Origin of the sequence: Streptomyces sp. NBC_00873, assembly GCF_045207415.1 — a bacterium.
In the GTDB taxonomy this organism is placed as follows: Bacteria; Actinomycetota; Actinomycetes; order Streptomycetales; family Streptomycetaceae; genus Streptomyces.
Window position 1 is genome coordinate 7,460,531 of the sequence record NZ_CP108803.1, and the last position, 22,800, is coordinate 7,483,330.

General features: G+C 70.3%; 21 protein-coding genes. 20 read left to right on the forward strand and 1 reads right to left on the reverse strand.

Annotation, left to right across the window (positions count from 1 at the left end; translation table 11 throughout):
- The first annotated feature begins 10 nt into the window (after positions 1–10).
- The 7 genes from aroC (at position 11) to nusB (ending at position 6,507) form a co-directional block, all read left to right on the forward strand.
- Positions 11–1,195: a chorismate synthase gene (aroC, locus tag OH809_RS34495; protein WP_037695345.1), complete on the forward strand. Its 1,185-nt coding sequence runs from the start codon at positions 11–13 to the stop codon at positions 1,193–1,195.
- Complete coding sequence (gene aroB / locus OH809_RS34500; RefSeq protein WP_406417660.1) at positions 1,192–2,838, forward strand: 3-dehydroquinate synthase; 1,647 nt, start codon at positions 1,192–1,194, stop codon at positions 2,836–2,838. Before aroC ends, aroB begins: the two co-directional genes overlap by 4 nt.
- Positions 2,835–3,275, forward strand: a complete 441-nt coding sequence (gene aroQ / locus OH809_RS34505; protein WP_406417658.1) for a type II 3-dehydroquinate dehydratase — start codon at positions 2,835–2,837, stop codon at positions 3,273–3,275. The genes aroB and aroQ overlap by 4 nt, the downstream gene beginning before the upstream one ends.
- A gap of 139 nt (positions 3,276–3,414) precedes the next feature.
- Positions 3,415–4,242, forward strand: coding sequence for a Pro-rich N-terminal domain-containing protein (locus tag OH809_RS34510; RefSeq protein ID WP_406417656.1), 828 nt, complete (start codon positions 3,415–3,417; stop codon positions 4,240–4,242).
- A gap of 105 nt (positions 4,243–4,347) precedes the next feature.
- Positions 4,348–5,457: an aminopeptidase P family protein gene (locus OH809_RS34515; RefSeq protein WP_406417655.1), complete on the forward strand. Its 1,110-nt coding sequence runs from the start codon at positions 4,348–4,350 to the stop codon at positions 5,455–5,457.
- A gap of 49 nt (positions 5,458–5,506) precedes the next feature.
- Positions 5,507–6,073 carry an elongation factor P gene (gene efp, locus OH809_RS34520; RefSeq protein WP_030918902.1) on the forward strand — a complete coding sequence of 189 codons (567 nt, stop codon included), beginning with the start codon at positions 5,507–5,509 and terminating at the stop codon, positions 6,071–6,073.
- A 2-nt stretch (positions 6,074–6,075) separates the two neighbouring features.
- Complete coding sequence (nusB, locus tag OH809_RS34525; RefSeq protein ID WP_030918905.1) at positions 6,076–6,507, forward strand: transcription antitermination factor NusB; 432 nt, start codon at positions 6,076–6,078, stop codon at positions 6,505–6,507.
- 876 nt (positions 6,508–7,383) lie between these two features.
- Here nusB and bldD read toward each other — a convergent pair.
- Positions 7,384–7,884, reverse strand: a complete 501-nt coding sequence (gene bldD, locus OH809_RS34530; RefSeq protein ID WP_014044812.1) for a transcriptional regulator BldD — start codon at positions 7,882–7,884, stop codon at positions 7,384–7,386.
- Positions 7,885–8,080: 196 nt separating this feature from the next.
- On the opposite strand from bldD, the gene pyrR reads away from it, so the two are divergent.
- The 13 genes from pyrR to metK all read left to right on the forward strand — a co-directional run bounded on the left by pyrR (position 8,081) and on the right by metK (position 22,678).
- On the forward strand, positions 8,081–8,665 hold the full coding sequence (pyrR, locus tag OH809_RS34535) for a bifunctional pyr operon transcriptional regulator/uracil phosphoribosyltransferase PyrR (RefSeq protein WP_359112240.1): 585 nt from the start codon (positions 8,081–8,083) through the stop codon (positions 8,663–8,665).
- 81 nt (positions 8,666–8,746) lie between these two features.
- Positions 8,747–9,748 (forward strand): aspartate carbamoyltransferase catalytic subunit, encoded by a 1,002-nt coding sequence (locus OH809_RS34540; protein WP_358860742.1) that lies wholly within the window; start codon positions 8,747–8,749, stop codon positions 9,746–9,748.
- A gap of 2 nt (positions 9,749–9,750) precedes the next feature.
- Positions 9,751–11,064 (forward strand): dihydroorotase, encoded by a 1,314-nt coding sequence (locus tag OH809_RS34545; protein WP_406417651.1) that lies wholly within the window; start codon positions 9,751–9,753, stop codon positions 11,062–11,064.
- Positions 11,061–11,639, forward strand: coding sequence for a hypothetical protein (locus OH809_RS34550; protein WP_406516015.1), 579 nt, complete (start codon positions 11,061–11,063; stop codon positions 11,637–11,639). Before OH809_RS34545 ends, OH809_RS34550 begins: the two co-directional genes overlap by 4 nt.
- Entirely contained in the window at positions 11,636–12,778 is a 1,143-nt protein-coding gene (carA, locus tag OH809_RS34555) for a glutamine-hydrolyzing carbamoyl-phosphate synthase small subunit (RefSeq protein ID WP_406516016.1), read from the forward strand. The genes OH809_RS34550 and carA overlap by 4 nt, the downstream gene beginning before the upstream one ends.
- A complete protein-coding gene (carB, locus tag OH809_RS34560) occupies positions 12,771–16,079 on the forward strand; it encodes a carbamoyl-phosphate synthase large subunit (RefSeq protein WP_406516017.1) in 3,309 nt (1,102 codons plus the stop codon). The genes carA and carB overlap by 8 nt, the downstream gene beginning before the upstream one ends.
- A 259-nt stretch (positions 16,080–16,338) precedes the next feature.
- On the forward strand, positions 16,339–17,448 hold the full coding sequence (locus OH809_RS34565) for a quinone-dependent dihydroorotate dehydrogenase (protein WP_406417645.1): 1,110 nt from the start codon (positions 16,339–16,341) through the stop codon (positions 17,446–17,448).
- Positions 17,445–18,284 carry an orotidine-5'-phosphate decarboxylase gene (pyrF, locus tag OH809_RS34570; RefSeq protein ID WP_393304810.1) on the forward strand — a complete coding sequence of 280 codons (840 nt, stop codon included), beginning with the start codon at positions 17,445–17,447 and terminating at the stop codon, positions 18,282–18,284. Before OH809_RS34565 ends, pyrF begins: the two co-directional genes overlap by 4 nt.
- A 244-nt stretch (positions 18,285–18,528) precedes the next feature.
- Entirely contained in the window at positions 18,529–18,852 is a 324-nt protein-coding gene (locus tag OH809_RS34575; protein WP_014157387.1) for an integration host factor, read from the forward strand.
- A gap of 38 nt (positions 18,853–18,890) precedes the next feature.
- Complete coding sequence (gmk, locus tag OH809_RS34580) at positions 18,891–19,508, forward strand: guanylate kinase (protein ID WP_393304813.1); 618 nt, start codon at positions 18,891–18,893, stop codon at positions 19,506–19,508.
- 83 nt (positions 19,509–19,591) lie between these two features.
- Complete coding sequence (gene rpoZ / locus OH809_RS34585) at positions 19,592–19,864, forward strand: DNA-directed RNA polymerase subunit omega (RefSeq protein WP_037695306.1); 273 nt, start codon at positions 19,592–19,594, stop codon at positions 19,862–19,864.
- A gap of 146 nt (positions 19,865–20,010) precedes the next feature.
- Entirely contained in the window at positions 20,011–21,222 is a 1,212-nt protein-coding gene (coaBC, locus tag OH809_RS34590) for a bifunctional phosphopantothenoylcysteine decarboxylase/phosphopantothenate--cysteine ligase CoaBC (protein WP_406516018.1), read from the forward strand.
- Positions 21,223–21,454: 232 nt separating this feature from the next.
- Entirely contained in the window at positions 21,455–22,678 is a 1,224-nt protein-coding gene (metK, locus tag OH809_RS34595; RefSeq protein ID WP_406417641.1) for a methionine adenosyltransferase, read from the forward strand.
- The last annotated feature ends 122 nt before the right edge of the window (positions 22,679–22,800 follow it).

The following is a 22,800-nucleotide window of genomic DNA, read 5'->3' on the forward strand; positions in this document are numbered from 1 at the left end:
AGGAGCACCGTTGAGCAGGTTGCGCTGGCTGACCGCGGGGGAGTCGCACGGCCCCGCACTCGTGGCGACGCTGGAGGGACTTCCCGCCGGCGTGCCGATCACCACGGAGATGGTGGCGGACGCACTCGCCCGGCGGCGGCTCGGCTATGGCCGCGGCGCACGGATGAAGTTCGAGAAGGACGAGGTCACGTTCCTCGGCGGAGTACGCCACGGTCTGACCATGGGGTCCCCGGTCGCCGTGATGGTGGGCAACACCGAATGGCCCAAGTGGGAGCAGGTCATGTCGGCCGACCCGGTCGACCCCGACGAGCTTGCCACCCTGGCCCGTAACGCCCCGCTGACCCGCCCCCGGCCCGGCCACGCCGACCTCGCGGGCATGCAGAAGTACGGCTTCGACGAGGCCCGGCCGATCCTGGAGCGCGCCAGCGCCCGGGAGACGGCGGCCCGGGTGGCGCTCGGCGCCGTCGCGCGGTCGTACCTCAAGGAGACCGCGGGCATCGAGATCGTCAGCCACGTCGTCGAGCTGGCCGCGGCCAAGGCGCCGTACGGCGTCTACCCCACGCCCGCCGACGTCGAGAAGCTCGACGCCGACCCGGTGCGCTGCCTCGACGCCGCCGCGAGCAAGGAAATGGTCGCCGAGATCGACCAGGCCCACAAGGACGGCGACACCCTGGGCGGTGTCGTCGAGGTGCTCGCGTACGGAGTGCCCGTCGGCCTCGGCTCGCATGTGCACTGGGACCGCCGCCTCGACGCGCGCCTCGCCGCCGCCCTGATGGGCATTCAGGCGATCAAGGGTGTCGAGGTCGGCGACGGCTTCGACCTGGCCCGGGTTCCCGGCTCGAAGGCGCACGACGAGATCCTGGTCACCGAGGACGGCATCAAGCGCGCGTCCGGCCGCTCCGGCGGTACCGAGGGCGGTCTGACCACCGGGGAGCTGCTCCGGGTCCGTGCCGCGATGAAGCCCATCGCCACCGTGCCCCGCGCGCTCGCCACCGTCGACGTCGTCACCGGTGAGCCGGCCAAGGCACACCACCAGCGCTCCGATGTCTGCGCCGTGCCTGCCGCCGGCATCGTCGCCGAGGCGATGGTCGCGCTGGTTCTCGCCGACGCCGTGGCGGAGAAGTTCGGCGGGGACAGCGTCCCCGAGACCCACCGCAACGTGCAGTCGTACCTCGACCACCTCCAGATCCGATGAGCGGCCCGCTGATCGTCCTCGTCGGCCCGATGGGCGTCGGCAAGTCCACGGTCGGTGAGCTGCTCGCCGACCGGCTCGGCACCACCTACCGGGACACCGACGCCGATGTCGTGGCCACGGCGGGCAAGCCGATCTCGGAGATCTTCTACGACGAGGGCGAGGAGCACTTCCGCGAGCTGGAGCGGCAGGCGGTACGCACCGCCGTCGCCGAGCACACCGGCGTCCTCGCGCTCGGCGGCGGCGCCGTACTCGACGGGACGACCCGCGCCCTGCTCGCCGGCCACGCCGTCGTCTATCTCTCGATGGGCGTGGAGGAGGCTGTCAAGCGGGTCGGGCTGAACACCGCGCGCCCGCTGCTCGCCGTCAACCCGCGCCGCCAGTGGCGCGAGCTGATGGACGCCCGCCGCCACTTCTACGACGAGGTGGCCCGGGCGACCGTCGCCACCGACGAGCGCACACCCGAAGAGGTCGCCCAGGCGGTCCTCGACGCACTGGAACTGCCGGAGCACGCGGGCGACCCCGCGGCGCCCGGCCGGGAGAACACACGCATGACGGACCAGGGACCCACACGCATCCAGATCGCCGGCAGCGCGGGCACCGACCCGTACGAGGTGCTGGTCGGCCGGCAGCTGCTCGGTGAGCTGCCCTCGCTGATCGGCGACCGCGCCCGGCGAGTCGCGGTCCTGCACCCGGAGGCGCTCGCCGAGACCGGTGAGGCGGTCCGCCAGGACCTCGCCGACCAGGGGTACGAGGCCATCGCCATCCAGCTGCCGAACGCCGAGGAGGCCAAGACCGTCGAGGTCGCGGCGTACTGCTGGAAGGCGCTCGGCCAGACCGGGTTCACCCGCACCGACGTCATCGTCGGCGTCGGCGGCGGCGCCACCACCGACGTGGCCGGGTTCGTCGCGGCGACGTGGCTGCGCGGGGTGCGCTGGATCGCCGTACCGACGACCGTGCTCGCCATGGTCGACGCGGCCGTCGGCGGCAAGACGGGCATCAACACCGCCGAGGGCAAGAACCTCGTCGGCGCCTTCCACCCGCCGGCCGGGGTGCTCTGCGACCTCGCCGCCCTCGACTCGCTGCCCGTGCACGATTACGTCAGCGGCATGGCCGAGATCATCAAGGCCGGTTTCATCGCCGACCCCGCGATCCTCGACCTGATCGAGTCGGACCCGGAAGGCGCCCGTACGCCCGCCGGTCCGCACACCGCCGAGCTGATCGAGCGCTCCATCCGGGTCAAGGCCGAGGTCGTCTCCAGCGACCTCAAGGAGTCCGGGCTGCGCGAGATCCTCAACTACGGGCACACCCTCGCCCACGCCATCGAGAAGAACGAGCGCTACAAGTGGCGCCACGGCGCGGCCGTCTCCGTCGGCATGGTCTTCGCCGCCGAGCTGGGCCGGCTGGCCGGGCGCCTCGACGACGCCACCGCCGACCGGCACCGCGCCGTCCTGGAGTCCGTCGGACTGCCGCTCACCTACCGCGGCGACCAGTGGCCCAAGCTGCTGGAGAACATGAAGATCGACAAGAAGTCCCGCGGCGACCTGCTCCGCTTCATCGTCCTCGACGGCCTGGGCAAGCCCACCGTCCTGGAGGGACCCGACCCGGCGGTGCTGCTCGCCGCGTACGGGGAGGTGTCGGCGTGACCCGCCGGGTCTTCGTGCTCAACGGGCCGAACCTCGGCCGGCTCGGCTCCCGTGAGCCCGATGTGTACGGCGCGACGTCGTACGCCGGACTCGTCGAGACCTGCCGGACGCTCGGCAAGGAGCTCGGCTTCGACGTCGACGTCCGGGAGACCAACGACGAGGGCGAACTGATCCGCTGGCTGCACGAGGCCGCGGACGGGGCAATTCCGGTCGTTCTCAACCCGGGAGCCTTCACCCATTACTCGTACGGAATGCGGGACGCGGCCGCTCAGCGCACCGCCCCGCTCATCGAGGTGCACATCTCGAACCCGTACGCACGGGAGGAATTCCGCCACACCTCGGTCGTCGCGCCGGTCGCCACGGGGACCGTCGCCGGCTTCGGTATCGGCTCCTACCGGCTCGCCCTGCGCGCCCTCGCCGACGAACTGACGGACTGACCCGGGTCCCCGCCGGCCGGATCACCGGCCGGCGGGGGCACTCCGGACCGTCCCCGACCGTTCCCTCTGCGGCGGCCGGGGAGGGTACGGTTGCCGTTCCACCAGCGCCAGTTGCCTGTACGAGACGGAGTGGCACCGGATGCAGCACGCAGTGGGGGCCCCGCTGCCGCCGCCCCAAGGACCCGGAAACGGACCTGCCGGCTGGACGCACCAGGCCCAGCACCCCGGCCACCCCGGTCCGCCGGGGCCGCCGCCCCCGCCCCCTCCCGCGCCCCAGGGCCCCGGCTGGACGGGACCCGCTCCGCACCACGCCCCGGCGCCCGTCTCCCGGGAGACCACCGGGCACATTCAGCTGCCGCCCGGCGGCCCCGTCCCGCTGCCCGCACCACCCGCCGAGCCCGGCACGGGCACGGCGACCCTCGCCGTCCTCCTGATCGGCCCCGCGGGCGCGGGCAAGACGACCGTGGCCAAACTGTGGGCCGGCCGCCGTCGCGTTCCCACCGCCCACGTCAGCCTCGACGATGTCCGCGAATGGGTCCGCTCCGGCTTCGCCGACCCGCAGACCGGGTGGAACGACCACTCGGAGGCCCAGTACCGCCTGGCCCGCCGCACCTGCGGCTTCGCCGCCCGTAATTTCCTGGCCAACGGGATCTCCTGCATCCTCGACGACGCGGTCTTCCCCGACCGCCCCGTCGTGGGCCTGGGCGGCTGGAAGCGCCATGTGGGCCCGGGGCTTCTGCCCGTGGTGCTCCTGCCCGGCCTGGAGATCGTGCTGGAGCGCAACGCCGCCCGCAGCGGCAACCGGCGCCTGTCGGACGAGGAGGTTGCCCGGATCCACGGCCGGATGGCGGGGTGGTACGGCTCGGGGCTGCCGATCATCGACAACTCGACGTACGACGTGGAGACCACGGCCCGGGTCCTCGACGACGTACTCGCCCGCTCGATAGCCAGCCCGCCGGCCTGGTGACGGCCGGCCGACCCCCGGTCCCCGGTCCCGTGGCGGACGGGCGGCGGCCCCCCGGTCGGATGCGCTGACCGGGCGGCCCGGCCCCCCTGCTCGTAGGCTCGTGGCATGTCAGAGGTGTACGCCGTCCGCCGCGGGCTGCTCCGCGACCGGTGCGCCGCCGTCGGATCCGCGGCCGCCCTGGTCTCCCGCCCCGCCAACGTCCGCTATCTCGCGGGCGGAGCGCCCCCGGGTGCCGTGCTGCTGCTCGGCCCCGACGAGGACGTTCTGCTGTGCCCCCGCGCGCCGGCCGGCGAACCCGACCACGAGCACACCGACGACCAGCTGCGGCTGGCCCTGTTGCCGCCCTCCGACGGCGACGACCCGGCGGTCGCCGCAGCCGACCTGGCCACCACCTCCGGCGCGGAATCGCTTGCCGTCGAGGAACACGATCTGACGGTCTCCCGTCACCGGGCCATGGGCTCGGTGGCCCCGCGGCTCCGGCTCACCGATCTCGGTGCCACGGTCGAGCAGTTGCGCCTCGTCAAGGACGAGGAGGAGATCGCCTGCCTGCGGATCGCCGCCGAGATCACCGACCAGGCGCTCGGTGAACTTCTCGAATCGATTCTGGTCGGCCGCACCGAACGGCATCTCGCCCTGGAACTGGAACGGCGGCTCGTGGACCACGGCGCCGACGGCCCCGCCTTCGCCACCTCGGTCGCCACCGGACCCAACTCGGGTCAGGGCCGCCACCGGCCCTCGGACCGGCGCGTGGAGGAGGGAGATTTCCTCTCCGTCTGTCTCGGCGCGAACTATCGCGGCTACCGGTGCGAGATCGGCCGTACGTTTGTCATCGGGACCGCGCCGGCCGCCTGGCAGATCGATCTGTACGACCTGGTTTTCGCCGCTCAGCGGGCCGGACGTGAGGCTCTCGTGCCGGGCACGGCGTACCGCGATGTGGACCGCGCGGCCCGGTATCTCCTGGACTCCGCAGGCCACGGAGAGGGCCTCGCACCCTGGACCGGGCACGGTGTGGGACTGGAAATCGACGAGGACCCGCAGCTGGCACCGGCAGCCATGGGTAAACTGGACGCTTGCGTGCCGGTCACCGTCGAACCGGGGGTCCACCTCCCGGGCCGGGGCGGGGTCCGGATCGATGACACGCTCGTCGTGCGCCCCGAGGCGGACGGCGGACCCGAGCTACTCACCATTACGACCAAGGAGCTGCTCGCGCTCTAGCGCGCATCCTTGGCCGTCCACCAGCTTCAGTCCAGGAGATTCCGCAACCGTGGCTTCCACGAACGACCTCAAGAACGGCCTGGTGCTCAAGCTCGACGGGGGCCAGCTCTGGTCCGTCGTCGAGTTCCAGCACGTCAAGCCCGGCAAGGGCCCGGCTTTCGTGCGCACCAAGCTCAAGAACGTGCTCTCCGGCAAGGTCGTCGACAAGACGTTCAACGCCGGCGTGAAGGTCGAGACGGCCACCATTGACCGCCGCGACATGCAGTTCTCGTACATGGACGGCGAGTACTTCGTCTTCATGGACATGGACACGTACGACCAGCTCATGGTCGACCGCAAGGCTGTCGGCGACGCCGCCAACTTCCTCATCGAGGGCTTCACCGCCTCCGTGGCCCAGCACGAGGGCGAGGTTCTCTACGTCGAGCTGCCGGCCGCTGTCGAGCTGACCATCCAGCACACCGACCCGGGCGTCCAGGGCGACCGCTCCACCGGTGGCACCAAGCCCGCCACGCTGGAGACCGGTTACGAGATCGGCGTCCCGCTCTTCATCACCACCGGTGAGAAGATCAAGGTCGACACCCGCACGGGCGACTACCTCGGCCGGGTGAACAGCTAACCGTGGCTGCCCGGAACACGGCCCGCAAGCGCGCCTTCCAGATCCTCTTCGAGGCCGACCAGCGCGGTGAGTCCGTGCAGACGGTCCTCGCGGACTGGGTTCGGCTCTCGCGGTCCGACACCCGTCAGCCGCCGGTCACCGAGTACACGATGGAGCTCGTCGAGGGGTACGCGCAGTACGCGGACCGGATCGACGACCTCATCATCACCTACGCCGTGGACTGGGAGATCGACCGCATGCCGGTCGTCGACCGGAACATCCTGCGGCTCGGTGCGTACGAGCTGATCTGGGTGGACGGGACGCCGGACGCGGTGGTCATCGACGAGGCCGTCCAGCTTGCCAAGGAGTTCTCCACGGATGACTCCCCGTCCTTTGTGAACGGGCTGCTCGCCCGGTTCAAGGACCTCAAGCCGAACCTTCGCCGCGAGGCGTAGGCTGCGGCGGCGTTCAGCCCACGAAGGGCCCACGGTCGGCTGACCGTGGGCCCTTCGGCGTGCGGGGCCCCCTGGCGGGGGCGTCGTGTGGTGCGGGGCCCCTGGGCGGGGCGTTGCGTGGTGCCCCGGTCCGGGGCGGGGGTTCCGTCCTCAATCGCCGGACGGGCTTGAGGTGTCCGCCTGGCCCCTGGTGGCACCGTCGCCTGCCCCGTGGGTGGTGGCCCGGGGCCCCTCCGGGGTGTCTCCTCGAACGACGAACGTTCGGCGGGTACGCGGGGGGAGCCCGGGTCTTTGTTCGTCGTCCTGCGGGGACTCCCCTGCACGCCCCCGGACCGGCCGTCGCGCGTCAGCGGCCCGGTAGGCGCTCCTGTCACGACCGCCGGGTCGCGGGCGCGAGTGATGCCTGGGTGGGGCCGTGCAGGGGAGTCCCCGCAGGGACTGGCGCTCGTCCCGGGTTCGCCCGCGTTGCTGGCTTCCGCGCCAGTTCTGAGGAGACGCCCCGGAGGGGCCCCGCCCACCACCCACCGCACAGTGTGGCGGCTCCACCGGGGCACGTCGCCGAAAATCCAGCCCGTCCGGCGCTTGAGGACGGAACCCCGCACCCCGTACCCGGGCACCGGCACCGGCACCGGCACCACGCGACGCCCCCGCCCCGCCCAGGGGCCCCGCACCCCGGACCCGGGCACCGGCACCACGCGACGCCCCCGCCCCGCCCAGGGGCCCCGCACCCCGGACCCGGGTGCGGGAACCGTATCGCCCGCCGGGGCGGCCCCGCACGCCGGACCGGGGCAGAAAAAACGCCGGGTTGCAGGGCCCGAAAAGGCGCCCGGCAACCCGGCGGTACGTTTCTGCTGGCCGTGGCTTCAGCGCCGGACGTCAGCCTTCCTCGTGGGCAACCGCGCGACGCGCGTCCGCGTCCAGCACGCCCCAGCTGATCAGCTGTTCCGTGAGCACGGACGGCGACTGGTCGTAGATCACGGCGAGCGTGCGCAGGTCGTCCTGGCGGATCGAGAGCACCTTGCCGTTGTAGTCACCGCGCTGGCTCTGGATCGTCGCGGCGTAGCGCTGCAGCGGTCCGGCCTTCTCCGGCGGGACGTGGGCGAGGCGCTCCAGGTCCAGGACAAGCTTCGGCGGCGGCTCTGCGGCCCCGCCCGGCGTCGTACCGGGCAGAAGCTCCTGCACCGGGACCCCGTAGAAGTCCGCCAGCTCGGCGAGGCGCTGTACGGTCACGGCGCGGTCGCCGCGCTCGTACGAGCCGACCACGACGGCCTTCCAGCGGCCCTGGGACTTCTCCTCCACGCCATGGAGGGAGAGGCCCTGCTGGGTGCGGATGGCACGGAGCTTGGCCCCGAGCTGTTTTGCGTATTCGCTGGACATAAGGCTCCCCGGACGAAGTCTGGTAACTCACTGTGAGGTTACGCAGCGTTACTTGGATGCGTCAAGCCGAATGGTCCGGACCGGCACCTCCCGGGGGTGCGACCAGGGCCTGGTTCAAGCCCTGGTAACGTTGATGACGCAATTTCGACGTCCTTTAAGGTCCGTCCAGTGAGGCGGAGAAGGAGGTCCGTTTCTTATGGACGCACAGCACGAAGCCACCGGCAATGCGGCACGCCCCGTTCTGGAGGCTCCCGACATCGCCCGAGTACTGACCCGCATCGCCCACGAAATCGTCGAACGCGCCAAGGGCGCCGACGACGTGGTCCTGCTCGGCATCCCGACCCGAGGCGTCTTTCTCGCCCGTCGGCTCGCCGACAAGCTCCAGGAGATCACCGGCCGGAAGATGCCGGTCGGCTCCCTCGACATCACCATGTACCGCGACGACCTGCGGCTGCGCCCGGCGCGCGCCCTGGCCCGCACCGAGATCCCCGGCGAGGGCATCGAGGGCTGCCTGGTCGTCCTGGTGGACGATGTTCTCTTCTCCGGCCGCACGATCCGTGCCGCGCTCGACGCGCTCGGCGACATCGGCCGGCCCCGCGCGGTGCAACTTGCGGTCCTCGTCGACCGCGGCCACCGCGAGCTCCCGATCCGTGCCGACTACGTCGGCAAGAACCTCCCCACGTCGCTGCGGGAGACGGTCAAGGTCCAGCTCGCCGAGGAGGACGGCCGTGACGCCGTGCTGCTCGGCGTCCAGCAGACCGCCCCGGCAGGCGAGCAGTAGCTGCACACATCCGTACGACGCTCCGGTCGTACGACAGCTTCCGCACGCCCGCATGCCTGAACTCTCCAGGAGAACACCCAGATGAAGCGTCACCTCATCTCGGCCGCCGACCTCACCCGCGACGACGCCGTCCTGATCCTCGACACCGCCGAGGAGATGGCCCGGGTAGCGGACCGGCCGATCAAGAAACTTCCGACCCTGCGCGGCCGTACCGTCGTCAACCTCTTCTTCGAGGACTCGACGCGTACCCGCATCTCCTTCGAGGCCGCTGCCAAGCGCCTCTCCGCCGATGTCATCAACTTCTCCGCGAAGGGCTCGTCGGTCTCCAAGGGCGAGTCGCTCAAGGACACCGCGCTGACCCTGGAGGCGATGGGCGCCGACGCCGTCGTCATCCGGCACGGTGCCTCCGGCGCCCCGTACCGCCTCGCGACGTCGGGCTGGATCGACGGCGCCGTCGTCAACGCCGGTGACGGCACCCATGAGCACCCCACCCAGGCGTTGCTCGACGCGTTCACCATGCGTCGCCGGCTGGTGGGCGCCGACGCCGGCCTGGGCCGGGACCTGGACGGACGGCGGATCACCATCGTCGGCGACATCCTGCACAGCCGGGTCGCCCGCTCCAATGTCCACCTGCTGCACACGCTCGGCGCCCATGTCACCCTGGTGGCCCCGCCGACCCTCGTGCCGGTGGGTGTGGAGCAGTGGCCCTGCGAGGTCAGCTACAGCCTCGACGAGGTGCTGCCGAAGTCCGACGCGGTGATGATGCTGCGTGTGCAGCGTGAACGGATGAACGCCGCGTACTTCCCGACCGAGCGCGAGTACTCCCGCCGCTACGGCCTGGACGGCGAGCGCATGGCCAAGATGCCGGAGCACGCCATCGTCATGCACCCCGGCCCGATGGTCCGCGGCATGGAGATCACCGCCGAGGTCGCCGACTCCGACCGCTGCACGGCCGTCGAGCAGGTCGCCAACGGCGTCTCCATCCGGATGGCGGTGCTCTATCTGCTGCTGGGTGGGTCCGAGCCCGCCACCACCCTTGATCGAAACGCTGCGCGCCCCGCTGATTCCGAGGAGAACAAGTAATCATGAGCAAGATCCTTATCCGCGGCGCGAAGGTCCTCGGCGGCGAGCCCCAGGACGTTCTGATCGACGGCGAGACCATTGCCGCCACCGCCCGGCAGGGCGAAATCGACTGGAGTGGTGCCGGTATCGATGCCGGCGACGCGACCGTCGTCGAAGCCGAGGGGCAGATTCTGCTGCCCGGTCTGGTCGACCTGCACACCCATCTGCGTGAGCCCGGGCGCGAGGACTCCGAGACCGTTCTCACCGGCACCAAGGCTGCGGCGGTCGGTGGCTTCACCGCCGTGCACGCCATGGCCAACACCTTCCCGGTCGCCGACACCGCCGGTGTCGTCGAGCAGGTCTGGCGGCTCGGCAAGGAGTCCGGCTACTGCGACGTGCAGCCGATCGGCGCGGTCACTGTCGGGCTGGAGGGCAAGCAGCTCGCCGAGCTCGGCGCCATGCACGATTCGGCCGCTGGAGTGAAAGTCTTCTCCGACGACGGCAAGTGTGTCGACGACGCGGTGATCATGCGGCGCGCGCTGGAGTACGTGAAGGCGTTCGACGGTGTCGTCGCCCAGCACGCCCAGGAGCCCCGCCTGACCGAGGGCGCCCAGATGAACGAGGGCGTCGTCTCGGCCGAGCTCGGTCTCGGCGGATGGCCGGCCGTCGCCGAGGAGTCGATCATCGCCCGCGATGTTCTCCTCGCCGCCCACGTCGGCTCCCGGGTGCACATCTGCCACCTGTCGACCGCCGGCTCGGTGGAGATCGTCCGCTGGGCCAAGTCCAAGGGCTGGAACGTGACCGCCGAGGTCACCCCGCACCACCTGCTCCTCACCGACGAGCTCGTACGGTCGTACAACCCGGTCTACAAGGTGAACCCGCCGCTGCGCACCGAGGCCGACGTGCTGGCCCTGCGCGAGGCGCTCGCCGACGGCACGATCGACTGCGTCGCCACCGACCATGCCCCGCACCCGCACGAGGACAAGGACTGCGAGTGGGCCGCGGCCGCCATGGGCATGGTGGGTCTGGAGACCGCGCTCTCCGTCGTCCAGCAGACGATGGTCGAGACGGGGCTCCTCGACTGGGCGGGCGTCGCCGACCGGATGTCGTTCCGCCCGGCCGCCATCGGCCGGCTCGACGGACACGGCCGCCCCGTCTCGGCCGGTGAGCCTGCCAACCTCACGCTGGTCGATCCGGCATACCGTGGAGTCGTGGACCCCGCGGGCTTCGCCTCCCGCAGCCGCAACACCCCGTACGAGGGGCGCGAGCTGCCGGGTCGCGTCACCCATACGTTCCTGCGGGGCCGTGCCACGGTCGTCGACGGGAAGCTCGCGTGACATCACTGACCCCCCTGTACCAGCTGGCCGCCGAGCAGAAGTCGGCGGAAGTGACGGACTGGTCCGCCCGCATCAGCTGGGTGATCGGACTGATCGTCTTCATCGCCTTCATCTACTGGCTGATGCGCCAGGGGTGGAAGTGGCGGGGGAGCCTGCAGTCCGATCTGCCGGAGCTGCCCGCCACGCCGGAGGGGTACGCCGACGGCGAGCCGCTGCTGACGATGACCGGCCGCTACCACGCCTCGACGACCGCCGGCCAGTGGCTCGACCGGATCGTCGCCCACGGCCTCGGTGCCCGCAGCCGCGTGGAGCTCACGCTGACCGAGCAGGGACTCGATGTCGTACGCCCCGGAGCAGCCGACTTCTTCGTCCCGGCCGCGCAGCTGCGTGACGCCCGGCTCGACAAGGGCATCGCGGGCAAGGTCCTCCCCGAGGGCGGCCTGCTGATCATCACCTGGGCACTCGGCGACAAGCTGATCGACTCCGGTTTCCGCTCCGACCGCTCGGCCGAACACCCGGCCTGGGTCGACGCCATTCACCACCTCACCAGCACTACGGAAGGCACCGCACGATGACCATCTCCACCCGGGGAGCCGCCAAAGCTCCCGCCGTACTCGTCCTGGAGGACGGCCGCGCCTTCCGCGGCCGCGCCTACGGGGCCGTGGGGGAGACCTTCGGCGAGGCGGTGTTCTCCACCGGCATGACCGGCTACCAGGAGACCCTGACCGACCCCTCGTACCACCGCCAGGTCGTCGTGATGACCGCCCCGCACGTCGGCAACACCGGGGTGAACGACGAGGACCCCGAGTCCCGGCAGATCTGGGTCTCCGGCTACGTGGTGCGCGACCCGGCACGGGTGCCGTCCAACTGGCGCTCACAGCGTTCGCTCGACGAGGAGCTGGAGCGCCAGGGCGTCGTCGGCATCAGCGGCATCGACACCCGCGCCCTCACCCGCCATCTGCGCGAGCGCGGCGCCATGCGCGTCGGCATCTTCTCCGGCGACGCGGTCGCCGACGAGGCCACGCTGCTGGCCCGGGTGCTGGAAGCCCCCGAGATGGTGGGCGCCGACCTCTCCGCCGAGGTCGCGACCAGGGAGACGTACGTCGTCCCCGCGATCGGCACCAAGAAGTTCACCGTCGCCGCGATCGACCTCGGCATCAAGGGCATGACCCCGCACCGGATGGCCGAGCGCGGCATCGAGGTGCACGTCCTGCCCGCCACCGCCACCCTCGACGAGGTGTACGCGGTCCGGCCCGACGGAGTCTTCTTCTCCAACGGCCCCGGTGACCCGGCCACCGCCGACCACCCGGTCTCCGTCATGCAGGGCGTCCTGGAGCGGAAGACGCCGCTCTTCGGCATCTGCTTCGGCAACCAGATCCTGGGCCGCGCCCTCGGCTTCGGCACGTACAAGCTCAAGTACGGCCACCGCGGCATCAACCAGCCGGTGCAGGACCGCACGACCGGCAAGGTCGAGGTCACCGCGCACAACCACGGCTTCGCCGTCGACGCCCCGCTGGACAAGGTGTCGGACACGAAGTTCGGCCGCGCCGAGGTCTCCCACGTCTGCCTGAACGACCAGGTCGTCGAGGGGCTGCACCTCCTCGACCAGCCTGCCTTCAGCGTCCAGTACCACCCCGAAGCAGCCGCGGGCCCGCACGACGCCGCGTACCTCTTCGACCGCTTCGTATCCCTGATGGAGGGCCAGCGTGCCTAAGCGCTCCGATATCCAGTCCGTCCTGGTCATCGGCTCCGGCCCGATCGTCATCGGTCAGGCCGCCGAGTTCGACTACTCCGGCACCCAGGCCTGCCGCGTCCTCAAGGCCGAGGGCCTGCGTGTCATCCTGGTGAACTCCAACCCGGCGACGATCATGACCGACCCGGAGATCGCCGACGCCACGTACGTCGAGCCGATCACCCCCGAGTTCGTCGAGAAGATCATCGCCAAGGAGCGCCCCGACGCGCTGCTCCCGACGCTGGGCGGCCAGACCGCGCTCAACACCGCGATCTCCATGCATGAGAACGGTGTCCTGGAGAAGTACGGCGTCGAGCTCATCGGCGCCAATGTCGAAGCCATCAACAAGGGCGAGGACCGCGACCTCTTCAAGGGCGTCGTCGAGGCCGTCAACGCGAAGATCGGCCACGGCGAGTCCGCCCGCTCGGTCATCTGCCACACGATGGACGACGTGATCCAGGGCGTCGACACGCTCGGCGGCTACCCCGTCGTCGTCCGCCCCTCCTTCACGATGGGCGGCGCCGGTTCCGGCTTCGCGCACGACGAGGAGGAGCTGCGCCGGATCGCCGGTCAGGGCCTCACGCTCTCCCCGACCACCGAGGTGCTCCTGGAGGAGTCCATCCTCGGCTGGAAGGAGTACGAGCTGGAGCTGATGCGCGACAAGCACGACAACGTCGTGGTCGTCTGCTCCATCGAGAACTTCGACCCGATGGGCGTCCACACGGGTGACTCGATCACCGTCGCCCCGGCGATGACGCTCACCGACCGCGAGTACCAGCGGCTGCGCGACATCGGCATCGCGATCATCCGCGAGGTCGGCGTCGACACCGGCGGCTGCAACATCCAGTTCGCCATCGACCCGGCCGACGGCCGGGTCATCGTGATCGAGATGAACCCGCGCGTCTCCCGCTCCTCGGCGCTGGCGTCGAAGGCCACCGGCTTCCCGATCGCCAAGATCGCCGCCAAGCTGGCCGTCGGCTACACGCTCGACGAGATCCCCAACGACATCACCGAGAAGACCCCGGCCTCCTTCGAGCCGACGCTCGACTATGTCGTCGTCAAGGCCCCGCGGTTCGCCTTCGAGAAGTTCCCGTCCGCCGACTCGACCCTCACCACCACCATGAAGTCGGTGGGCGAGGCCATGGCGATCGGCCGCAACTTCACCGAGGCGCTCCAGAAGGCGCTGCGCTCCCTGGAGAAGAAGGGCTCGCAGTTCGCCTTCACCGGTGAGCCCGGCGACAAGGCCGAGCTGCTGGCCGAGGCGGTCCGCCCGACCGACGGCCGGATCAACACGGTCATGCAGGCGATCCGGGCCGGCGCCACCCAGGAAGAAGTCTTCGAGGCCACGAGGATCGACCCCTGGTTCGTCGACCAGCTCTTCCTGATCAAGGAGATCGCCGACGACCTGGCCGCCGCCGACAAGCTCGGTCCCGAGCTGCTCGCCGAGGCCAAGCGGCACGGATTCTCCGATGTCCAGATCGCCGAGATCCGCGGTCTGCGCGAGGACGTCGTCCGTGAGGTGCGGCACGCCCTCGGCATCCGCCCGGTGTACAAGACGGTCGACACCTGCGCCGCCGAGTTCGCCGCGAACACGCCGTACTTCTACTCCTCGTACGACGAGGAGAGCGAGGTCGCGACCCGCACCAAGCCCGCGGTGATCATCCTCGGCTCCGGCCCCAACCGCATCGGTCAGGGCATCGAGTTCGACTACTCCTGCGTCCACGCCTCCTTCGCACTGAGCGACGCGGGCTACGAGACCGTGATGGTCAACTGCAACCCGGAGACCGTCTCCACCGACTACGACACCTCCGACCGCCTGTACTTCGAGCCGCTGACGCTCGAGGACGTGCTGGAGATCGTGCACGCCGAGTCCCTCGCGGGCCCGATCGCCGGTGTCATCGTCCAGCTCGGCGGCCAGACCCCGCTGGGTCTGTCGCAGGCGCTCAAGGACAACGGGGTGCCGGTCGTCGGCACCTCCCCGGAGGCGATCCACGCAGCCGAGGACCGCGGCGCGTTCGGCCGTGTCCTGGCCGAGGCCGGACTCCCGGCCCCGAAGCACGGCACCGCCACCACGTTCGCCGAGGCCAAGTCCATCGCCGACGAGATCGGTTACCCCGTCCTCGTGCGCCCGTCGTACGTGCTCGGCGGCCGCGGCATGGAGATCGTGTACGACGAGACGCGGCTCTCCTCGTACATCGCCGAGTCCACCGAGATCAGCCCCACCCGTCCGGTCCTGGTCGACCGCTTCCTCGACGACGCCATCGAGATCGACGTCGACGCGCTCTACGACGGCACCGAGCTCTACCTCGGCGGTGTCATGGAGCACATCGAGGAGGCCGGCATCCACTCCGGCGACTCCGCCTGTGCGCTGCCCCCGATCACCCTCGGCGGCTACGACATCAAGCGGCTGCGCGCCTCCACCGAAGCCATCGCCAAGGGCGTCGGCGTCCGTGGGCTGATCAACATTCAGTTCGCGCTCTCCGGCGACATCCTGTACGTCCTGGAGGCCAACCCGCGCGCCTCCCGCACCGTCCCCTTCACGTCGAAGGCGACCGCGGTGCCGCTCGCCAAGGCCGCAGCCCGCATCTCGCTGGGCGCGACCGTCGCCGAGCTCCGCGAGGAGGGCCTGCTGCCGAGGAACGGCGACGGCGGCACACTGCCGCTCGACGCGCCGATCTCCGTCAAGGAGGCCGTCATGCCGTGGTCGCGGTTCCGCGACATCCACGGCCGCGGTGTCGACACGGTCCTGGGCCCGGAGATGCGCTCCACCGGTGAGGTCATGGGCATCGACTCGGTCTTCGGCACGGCGTACGCCAAGTCGCAGGCCGGCGCGTACGGCCCGCTGCCCACCAAGGGCCGTGCCTTCATCTCCGTCGCCAACCGTGACAAACGCTCGATGATCTTCCCGGCCCGCGAGCTGGTCGCCCACGGCTTCGAGCTGATGGCCACCTCAGGCACCGCCGAGGTCCTCAAGCGCAACGGCATCAATGCCACCGTCGTGCGCAAGCAGTCCGAGGGCGAGGGCCCGAACGGCGAGAGGACCATCGTCCAGCTCATCCACGACGGCGAGGTCGACCTGATCGTCAACACGCCGTACGGGACGGGCGGCCGCCTGGACGGCTACGAGATCCGTACCGCGGCCGTGGCCCGCGCGGTGCCGTGCCTGACCACGGTCCAGGCGCTCGCCGCCGCCGTCCAGGGCATCGACGCGCTCACCCACGGAGACGTCGGCGTACGTTCCCTCCAGGAACACGCGGAACATCTGACCGCGGCCCGCGACTAGTGCCCCTCCCGGCAAGCTTTGCCCCGTCGCGCCGCCCGGCACGCCCGCTCGCCGCGTTGGCCAAAAGCCCTGGTAGGTCCTTCCCCAAGCTCTCAGCTTCGTTCGAGCAGGGGAGACCTCGCTCAAGGACTTCCGGCCGCCTTGCGATCGCACGCGCTGGACGACGCTCCTCATGGGGCAGACATTGCCGGTCACGGCACTAGGCAGCCCAGCAGGGGGACACTGGAAACGGTGTCCCCCTCTCTGTGAGGACACTCCCATGTACAAGTTCTTCTTCCGGCTGGTCTTCAAGCGGATGGACCCGGAGCAGGCCCACTACCTGGCCTTCCGGTGGATCCGACTCGCGGCCCGCATCCCTGTCCTGCGCACCTTCGTCGCCGCGGCGCTCGCCCCCCGCTACAAGGAGCTGCGCACCGAGGCCCTCGGTCTGCGCATGCACGGCCCGTTCGGCCTCGCCGCGGGCTTCGACAAGAACGCCGTCGCGATCGACGGCATGTCGATGCTCGGCTTCGACCACATCGAGATCGGTACGGTCACCGGCGAGCCGCAGCCCGGCAACCCCAAGAAGCGCCTCTTCCGCCTCGTGGCGGACCGCGCGCTGATCAACCGCATGGGGTTCAACAACGAGGGCTCCGCGGCCGTGGCCGAGCGCCTGGCCGCCCGTACCCCCGTCTTCCGGACGACGGTCGGCGTCAACATCGGCAAGACCAAGGTCGTGCCGGAGGCCGAGGCCGTCGGCGACTACGTGAAGTCCACCGAGCGGCTCGCCCGCCACGCCGACTACCTCGTCGTCAACGTCTCCTCGCCCAACACGCCCGGTCTGCGCAACCTCCAGGCCACCGAGGCGCTGCGCCCGCTGCTCACCGCCGTGCGCGAGGCGGCCGACCGGACCGTCACCGAGCGCCGGGTCCCGCTCCTCGTCAAGATCGCCCCCGACCTCGCCGACGAGGACGTCGACGCGGTCGCCGACCTCGCGGTCGAGCTCGGCCTGGACGGCATCATCGCCACCAACACCACCATCGCCCGCGACGGCCTCGGGCTGAAGTCCTCACCGACGCTCGTCAAGGAGACCGGCGGACTCTCCGGCGCGCCCCTCAAGGCGCGCTCCCTGGAGGTCCTGCGGCGCCTCTACACGCGGGTCGGCGACGAGATCACCCTGGTGGGCGTCGGCGGCATCGAGACCGCCGAGGACGCCTGGCAGCGCATCCTCGCCGGCGCCACCCTCGTCCAGGGCTACAGCGCCTTCATCTACGAGGGCCCGTTCTACGCCCGCGCGATCCACGAGGGCCTGGCCGCACACCTCGCCGCATCCCCGTACGCCACTCTCGCCGAGGCCGTCGGCGCCGAGACCCGGAAGGCCACGAAGTGACACTTGAACCCTTCGGCGCACGACTGCGCCGCGCCATGGACATCCGCGGGCCGCTCTGCGTCGGCATCGACCCACACGCCTCGCTGCTCACCTCCTGGGGTCTGAACGACGACATCGCGGGCCTGGAGCGCTTTACCCGCACCGTCGTCGAGGCGCTGGCGGACCGGGTGGCCGTCCTCAAGCCGCAGTCCGCGTTCTTCGAGCGGTTCGGGTCGCGCGGCATCGCCGTCCTGGAGAAGGGCGTCGAGGAGGCGCGGGCGGCCGGCGCGCTCGTCCTGATGGACGCCAAGCGCGGCGACATCGGCTCCACCATGGGCGCCTACGCGGCGACCTACCTGGACAAGGACTCGCCGCTGTTCTCCGACGCGCTCACCGTCTCGCCGTACCTCGGCTTCGGTTCGCTGCGCCCGGCGCTCGACGCGGCCGTCCTCTCCGGTGCGGGCGTCTTCGTCCTCGGACTCACCTCCAACCCCGAGGGCGCCGAGGTGCAGCGCGCCACCGCCGCGGACGGCCGGTCGCTGGCCCAGGTGATGCTCGACCACGTGGCCGCCGAGAACGAGGGCGCCGAGCCGCTCGGCTCGGTCGGCGTCGTGATCGGCGCCACGCTCGGCGACGCGGGCGTGGATCTGGCGGTCAACGGACCGCTGCTGGCCCCCGGGATCGGCGCCCAGGGTGCCACCCCCGCCGATCTGCCGGGTGTCTTCGGTGCCGCGGTGGGCAACGTGCTGCCGAGCGTGAGCCGGGGCGTGCTGCGCCACGGACCGGACGCGTCCGGGCTGCGCGAAGCCGCCGAACGGCTCACGGATGAGGTCCGTGCAGCCGTTCAGGAAAGCTGACCATGCCATGTAACAGCGTGTTGACGGAATCATGACCCGAAAACTCGGTTGTTATGTCTGAAATGTCCTGGTCGGCTCAGGCTGACCAGGACTTTTCGTCTGTTCTCGCTGACTCCGGCGGCCTTGGCGGCTAGTCTCCGTCGAGAGCCAACGTGCACACGTTGTTCGTTGCTCACCAGGTGTGGGGCGACTAGGTTCCTCACTGGTCCGTATCCGACAGATCGACATCCGAGGTGACGTAGGCGTGGCTCTTCCGCCCCTTACCCCTGAACAGCGCGCAGCCGCGCTCGAAAAGGCCGCCGCGGCTCGCCGGGAGCGGGCCGAGGTCAAGAATCGACTCAAGCACTCCGGCGCCTCGCTCCACGAGGTCATCAAGCAGGGTCAGGAGAACGACGTCATCGGCAAGATGAAGGTCTCCGCCCTTCTGGAGTCCCTGCCAGGCGTGGGCAAGGTCCGCGCCAAGCAGATCATGGAGCGGCTCGGGATCTCCGAGAGCCGCCGTGTGCGGGGTCTCGGCTCCAACCAGATCGCATCCTTGGAGCGAGAGTTCGGCGGCTCCGCCGCCTGACGTTCTCAGGCACCCCTGAGAACGGGGATAATCGCCCCATGGCTGCAACATCCCGGGGGACGTCCCCCGTACCCCCGGACGTACGTCCGCGGCTGACCGTGCTCTCCGGCCCTTCCGGTGTCGGCAAGAGCACGGTCGTCGCTCACATGCGCAAGGCGCACCCCGACGTCTGGCTCTCGGTGTCGGCGACGACCCGCAAGCCGCGCCCGGGAGAGCGCAACGGTGTCCACTACTTTTTCGTGGACAACGACGAGTTCGACAAGCTGATCGCCAACGGCGAACTGCTGGAGTGGGCCGAATTCGCCGGCAACCGGTACGGCACACCGCGCCGCGCCGTGCTCGAACGCCTCGACGCGGGCGAGCCGGTCCTCCTGGAGATCGATCTCCAGGGTGCCCGGCTGGTCCGCCAGTCGATGTCCGACGCGCGGCTGGTCTTCCTCGCCCCGCCGAGCTGGGACGAGCTGGTGCGCCGGCTCACCGGCCGCGGGACCGAGGCGCCCGAGGTGATCGAGCGTCGGCTTGCCGCCGCGAAGGTCGAGCTCGCCGCCGAATCGGAGTTCGATACGACGCTGGTCAACACCTCCGTCGAGGACGTATCACGTGAGCTGCTAGCCTTGATGCTTCAGGCTTCCGCCCGCCGTGACAGCAGCGCCTGAACCAGCCGAACCGGAGCACCACCCCGGCGGAATCCGCAGTATCAAAGATTTCTTTGATCTTTACCCCCTTCGGAAGGCAGAGAGTGTCCTCTTCCATCACCACGCCCGAGGGCATCATCAACCCGCCGATTGATGAGCTCCTCGAGGCCACCGACTCGAAGTACAGCCTTGTGATCTACGCCGCCAAGCGCGCGCGTCAGATCAACGCGTACTACTCGCAGCTCGGCGAGGGCCTCCTCGAGTACGTCGGTCCGCTCGTCGACACTCATGTGCATGAGAAGCCGCTCTCGATCTCGCTCCGCGAGATCAACGCGGGCCTGCTGACCTCCGAGGCCATCGAGGGCCCCGCTCAGTAAGCAGCAACAAAGCACCTTCACCACAGGCCCGGCGGCCACCATCGCCGGGCCTGTGGTGTGTCCGGGGGCGTGGGGGCGCCTTCGGTGCCGTGAGGCAGCATGGGGTTGTACGTGTCCGAGTACGTACCCGAGTGCGGGGAGACGCAGTGGAGAAGCCGAAGGTCGTTCTGGGGGTCAGCGGGGGCATCGCCGCCTACAAGGCGTGCGAGCTGCTGCGACGGCTGACCGAGTCCGGTCACGACGTACGGGTCGTCCCGACAGGATCCGCGCTCCAGTTCGTGGGCGCCGCCACCTGGTCGGCGCTCTCCGGCCACCCGGTGTCGACCGAGGTGTGGAACGACGTCCACGAGGTGCCGCACGTCCGCATCGGGCAGGGCGCCGACCTCGTCGTGGTCGCCCCCGCCACCGCCGACATACTCGCCAAGGCCGCCCACGGTCTCGCCGACGACCTGCTCACCAACACGCTCCTCACCGCTCGCTGTCCGGTGGTCTTCGCGCCCGCCATGCACACCGAGATGTGGGAGCACCCCGCCACCCAGGAGAACGTCGCCACGCTGCGCCGGCGTGGCGCCGTCGTCATCGAGCCCGCCGTCGGCCGGCTCACCGGCGTCGACACCGGCAAGGGCCGGCTGCCCGATCCCGGTGAGATCTTCGAGGTCTGCCGCCGGGTGCTGGCCCGCGGGCCCGTCGCGCCGGACCTGGCGGGCCGCCATGTGGTGATCAGCGCGGGCGGTACGCGGGAGCCGCTCGACCCGGTCCGCTACCTCGGCAACCGCTCCTCCGGGAAGCAGGGGTACGCGCTGGCCCGTACCGCGGTCGCCCGCGGGGCCAGGGTCACGCTCATCGAGGCCAACACCGGACTGCCCGATCCGTCGGGCGCCGACGTCGTACGGGTCGTCACCGCGGTGCAGCTGCGAGAAGCGGTGCTGAAGGCCGTGTCCGACGCCGATGTCGTGGTGATGGCGGCCGCGGTCGCCGATTTCCGCCCGGCCGAGTACGCCGAGGGGAAGATCAAGAAGAAGGACGGCCAGGAGCCCGCCCCGATCGTGCTCGTCCGCAATCCGGACATCCTCGCCGAGGTCTCCGCCGAGCGGGCAACGCCGGACCAGATCGTCGTCGGGTTCGCCGCCGAGACCGACAACGTGCTCGCCAACGGCCGCGAGAAGCTCCTGCGCAAGGGCTGTGACCTGCTCGTCGTCAATGAGGTGGGGGAGCGCAAGACCTTCGGCTCCGAGGAGAACGAGGCGGTCGTCCTGGCGGCCGACGGCGGCGAGATCCCGGTGCCGTACGGTCCCAAGGAGGGGCTCGCCGACACGGTCTGGGATCTCGTGTCGGCACGCTTCTCATCCCAGGCATGATTAAGCTCTCACACCGGTGAAAAACCATCCATATCCGGGCTTGAGTGTCTTCTCCGGAGGGTGATTCTCGTACCGCGGCCATCAGTGCCGCAGGTCACAGAACTCCCAAAGGGCGAGACACGTGGTCCGGCAGCCGACAGCGACCGATAAACTGATGCCGGACCGTGCCGGGCGCAGCTCCCGGCCGTCCGCCAATGATCAGCCAGCAGCCGCTGCAACCCCAGGGAGCGATGTGTCCCGCCGTCTCTTCACCTCGGAATCCGTTACCGAGGGTCACCCCGACAAGATCGCTGACCAGATCAGCGACACCATTCTCGACGCCCTCCTGCGCGAGGACCCGACTTCGCGCGTCGCCGTCGAGACCTTGATCACCACCGGTCTGGTGCACGTCGCGGGTGAGGTCACGACCAAGGCCTACGCCGACATCCCGACTCTGGTGCGCAACAAGATCCTGGAGATCGGCTACGACTCCTCGAAGAAGGGCTTCGACGGCGCCTCCTGCGGCGTCTCGGTGTCCATCGGCGCGCAGTCGCCCGACATCGCTCAGGGCGTCGACACCGCCTACGAGAAGCGGGTCGAGGGTGCCTCCCGGAGGGACGAGGAGGACGAGCTCGACAAGCAGGGCGCGGGCGACCAGGGCCTGATGTTCGGCTACGCCTGCGACGAGACGCCCGAGCTCATGCCGCTCCCGGTCTACATCGCGCACCGGCTCTCCCGCCGGCTGTCCGAGGTCCGCAAGAACGGGGCCATCCCGTACCTGCGCCCCGACGGCAAGACCCAGGTCACCATCGAGTACGACGGCGACAAGGCTGTCCGCCTCGACACCGTCGTCGTCTCCTCGCAGCACGCCAGCGACATCGACCTGGACTCGCTGCTCGCCCCCGACATCCGCGAGTTCGTCGTCGAGCACGTCCTCTCGCAGCTGATCGAGGACGGCATCAAGCTGGACACCGACGGCTACCGGTTGCTGGTCAACCCGACCGGCCGCTTCGAGATCGGCGGCCCGATGGGCGACGCCGGTCTGACCGGCCGCAAGATCATCATCGACACGTACGGCGGCATGGCCCGCCACGGCGGCGGCGCCTTCTCGGGCAAGGACCCGTCGAAGGTGGACCGCTCGGCGGCGTACGCGATGCGCTGGGTCGCCAAGAACGTCGTCGCGGCGGGCCTCGCGGCCCGTTGTGAGGTGCAGGTCGCGTACGCGATCGGCAAGGCCGAGCCTGTGGGCCTGTTCGTCGAGACGTTCGGCACCGCCGCGGTCGAGACCGAGAAGATCGAGCACGCCATCGGCGAGGTCTTCGACCTCCGTCCGGCCGCGATCATCCGCGACCTCGACCTGTTGCGTCCGATCTACGCCCAGACCGCGGCGTACGGCCACTTCGGCCGTGAGCTCCCCGACTTCACCTGGGAGCGCACGGACCGCGTGGAAGCACTGCGCAAGGCGGCCGGGCTGTAGGCCTGCCGCACTCGCTCTGTACGCCGGGGCCCGGACGCCGCATGCGGTGTCCGGGCCCCGGTGCGTGCGGCCGGGGCGTTCAGCCCGGGGCCGCTGTCAGTGGCGTCTGGTAGGAATTTGGC

Coding starts and splice junctions, on each gene's coding strand:
- gmk (WP_393304813.1), top strand. CDS start 18,891: ATGGCTGCAACATCCCGGGGGACGTCCCCCGTACCCCCGGACGTACGT.
- carA (WP_406516016.1), top strand. CDS start 11,636: ATGACCATCTCCACCCGGGGAGCCGCCAAAGCTCCCGCCGTACTCGTC.
- OH809_RS34565 (WP_406417645.1), top strand. CDS start 16,339: ATGTACAAGTTCTTCTTCCGGCTGGTCTTCAAGCGGATGGACCCGGAG.
- pyrR (WP_359112240.1), top strand. CDS start 8,081: ATGGACGCACAGCACGAAGCCACCGGCAATGCGGCACGCCCCGTTCTG.
- OH809_RS34510 (WP_406417656.1), top strand. CDS start 3,415: ATGCAGCACGCAGTGGGGGCCCCGCTGCCGCCGCCCCAAGGACCCGGA.
- OH809_RS34515 (WP_406417655.1), top strand. CDS start 4,348: ATGTCAGAGGTGTACGCCGTCCGCCGCGGGCTGCTCCGCGACCGGTGC.
- OH809_RS34545 (WP_406417651.1), top strand. CDS start 9,751: ATGAGCAAGATCCTTATCCGCGGCGCGAAGGTCCTCGGCGGCGAGCCC.
- aroB (WP_406417660.1), top strand. CDS start 1,192: ATGAGCGGCCCGCTGATCGTCCTCGTCGGCCCGATGGGCGTCGGCAAG.
- bldD (WP_014044812.1), bottom strand. CDS start 7,884: ATGTCCAGCGAATACGCAAAACAGCTCGGGGCCAAGCTCCGTGCCATC.
- OH809_RS34540 (WP_358860742.1), top strand. CDS start 8,747: ATGAAGCGTCACCTCATCTCGGCCGCCGACCTCACCCGCGACGACGCC.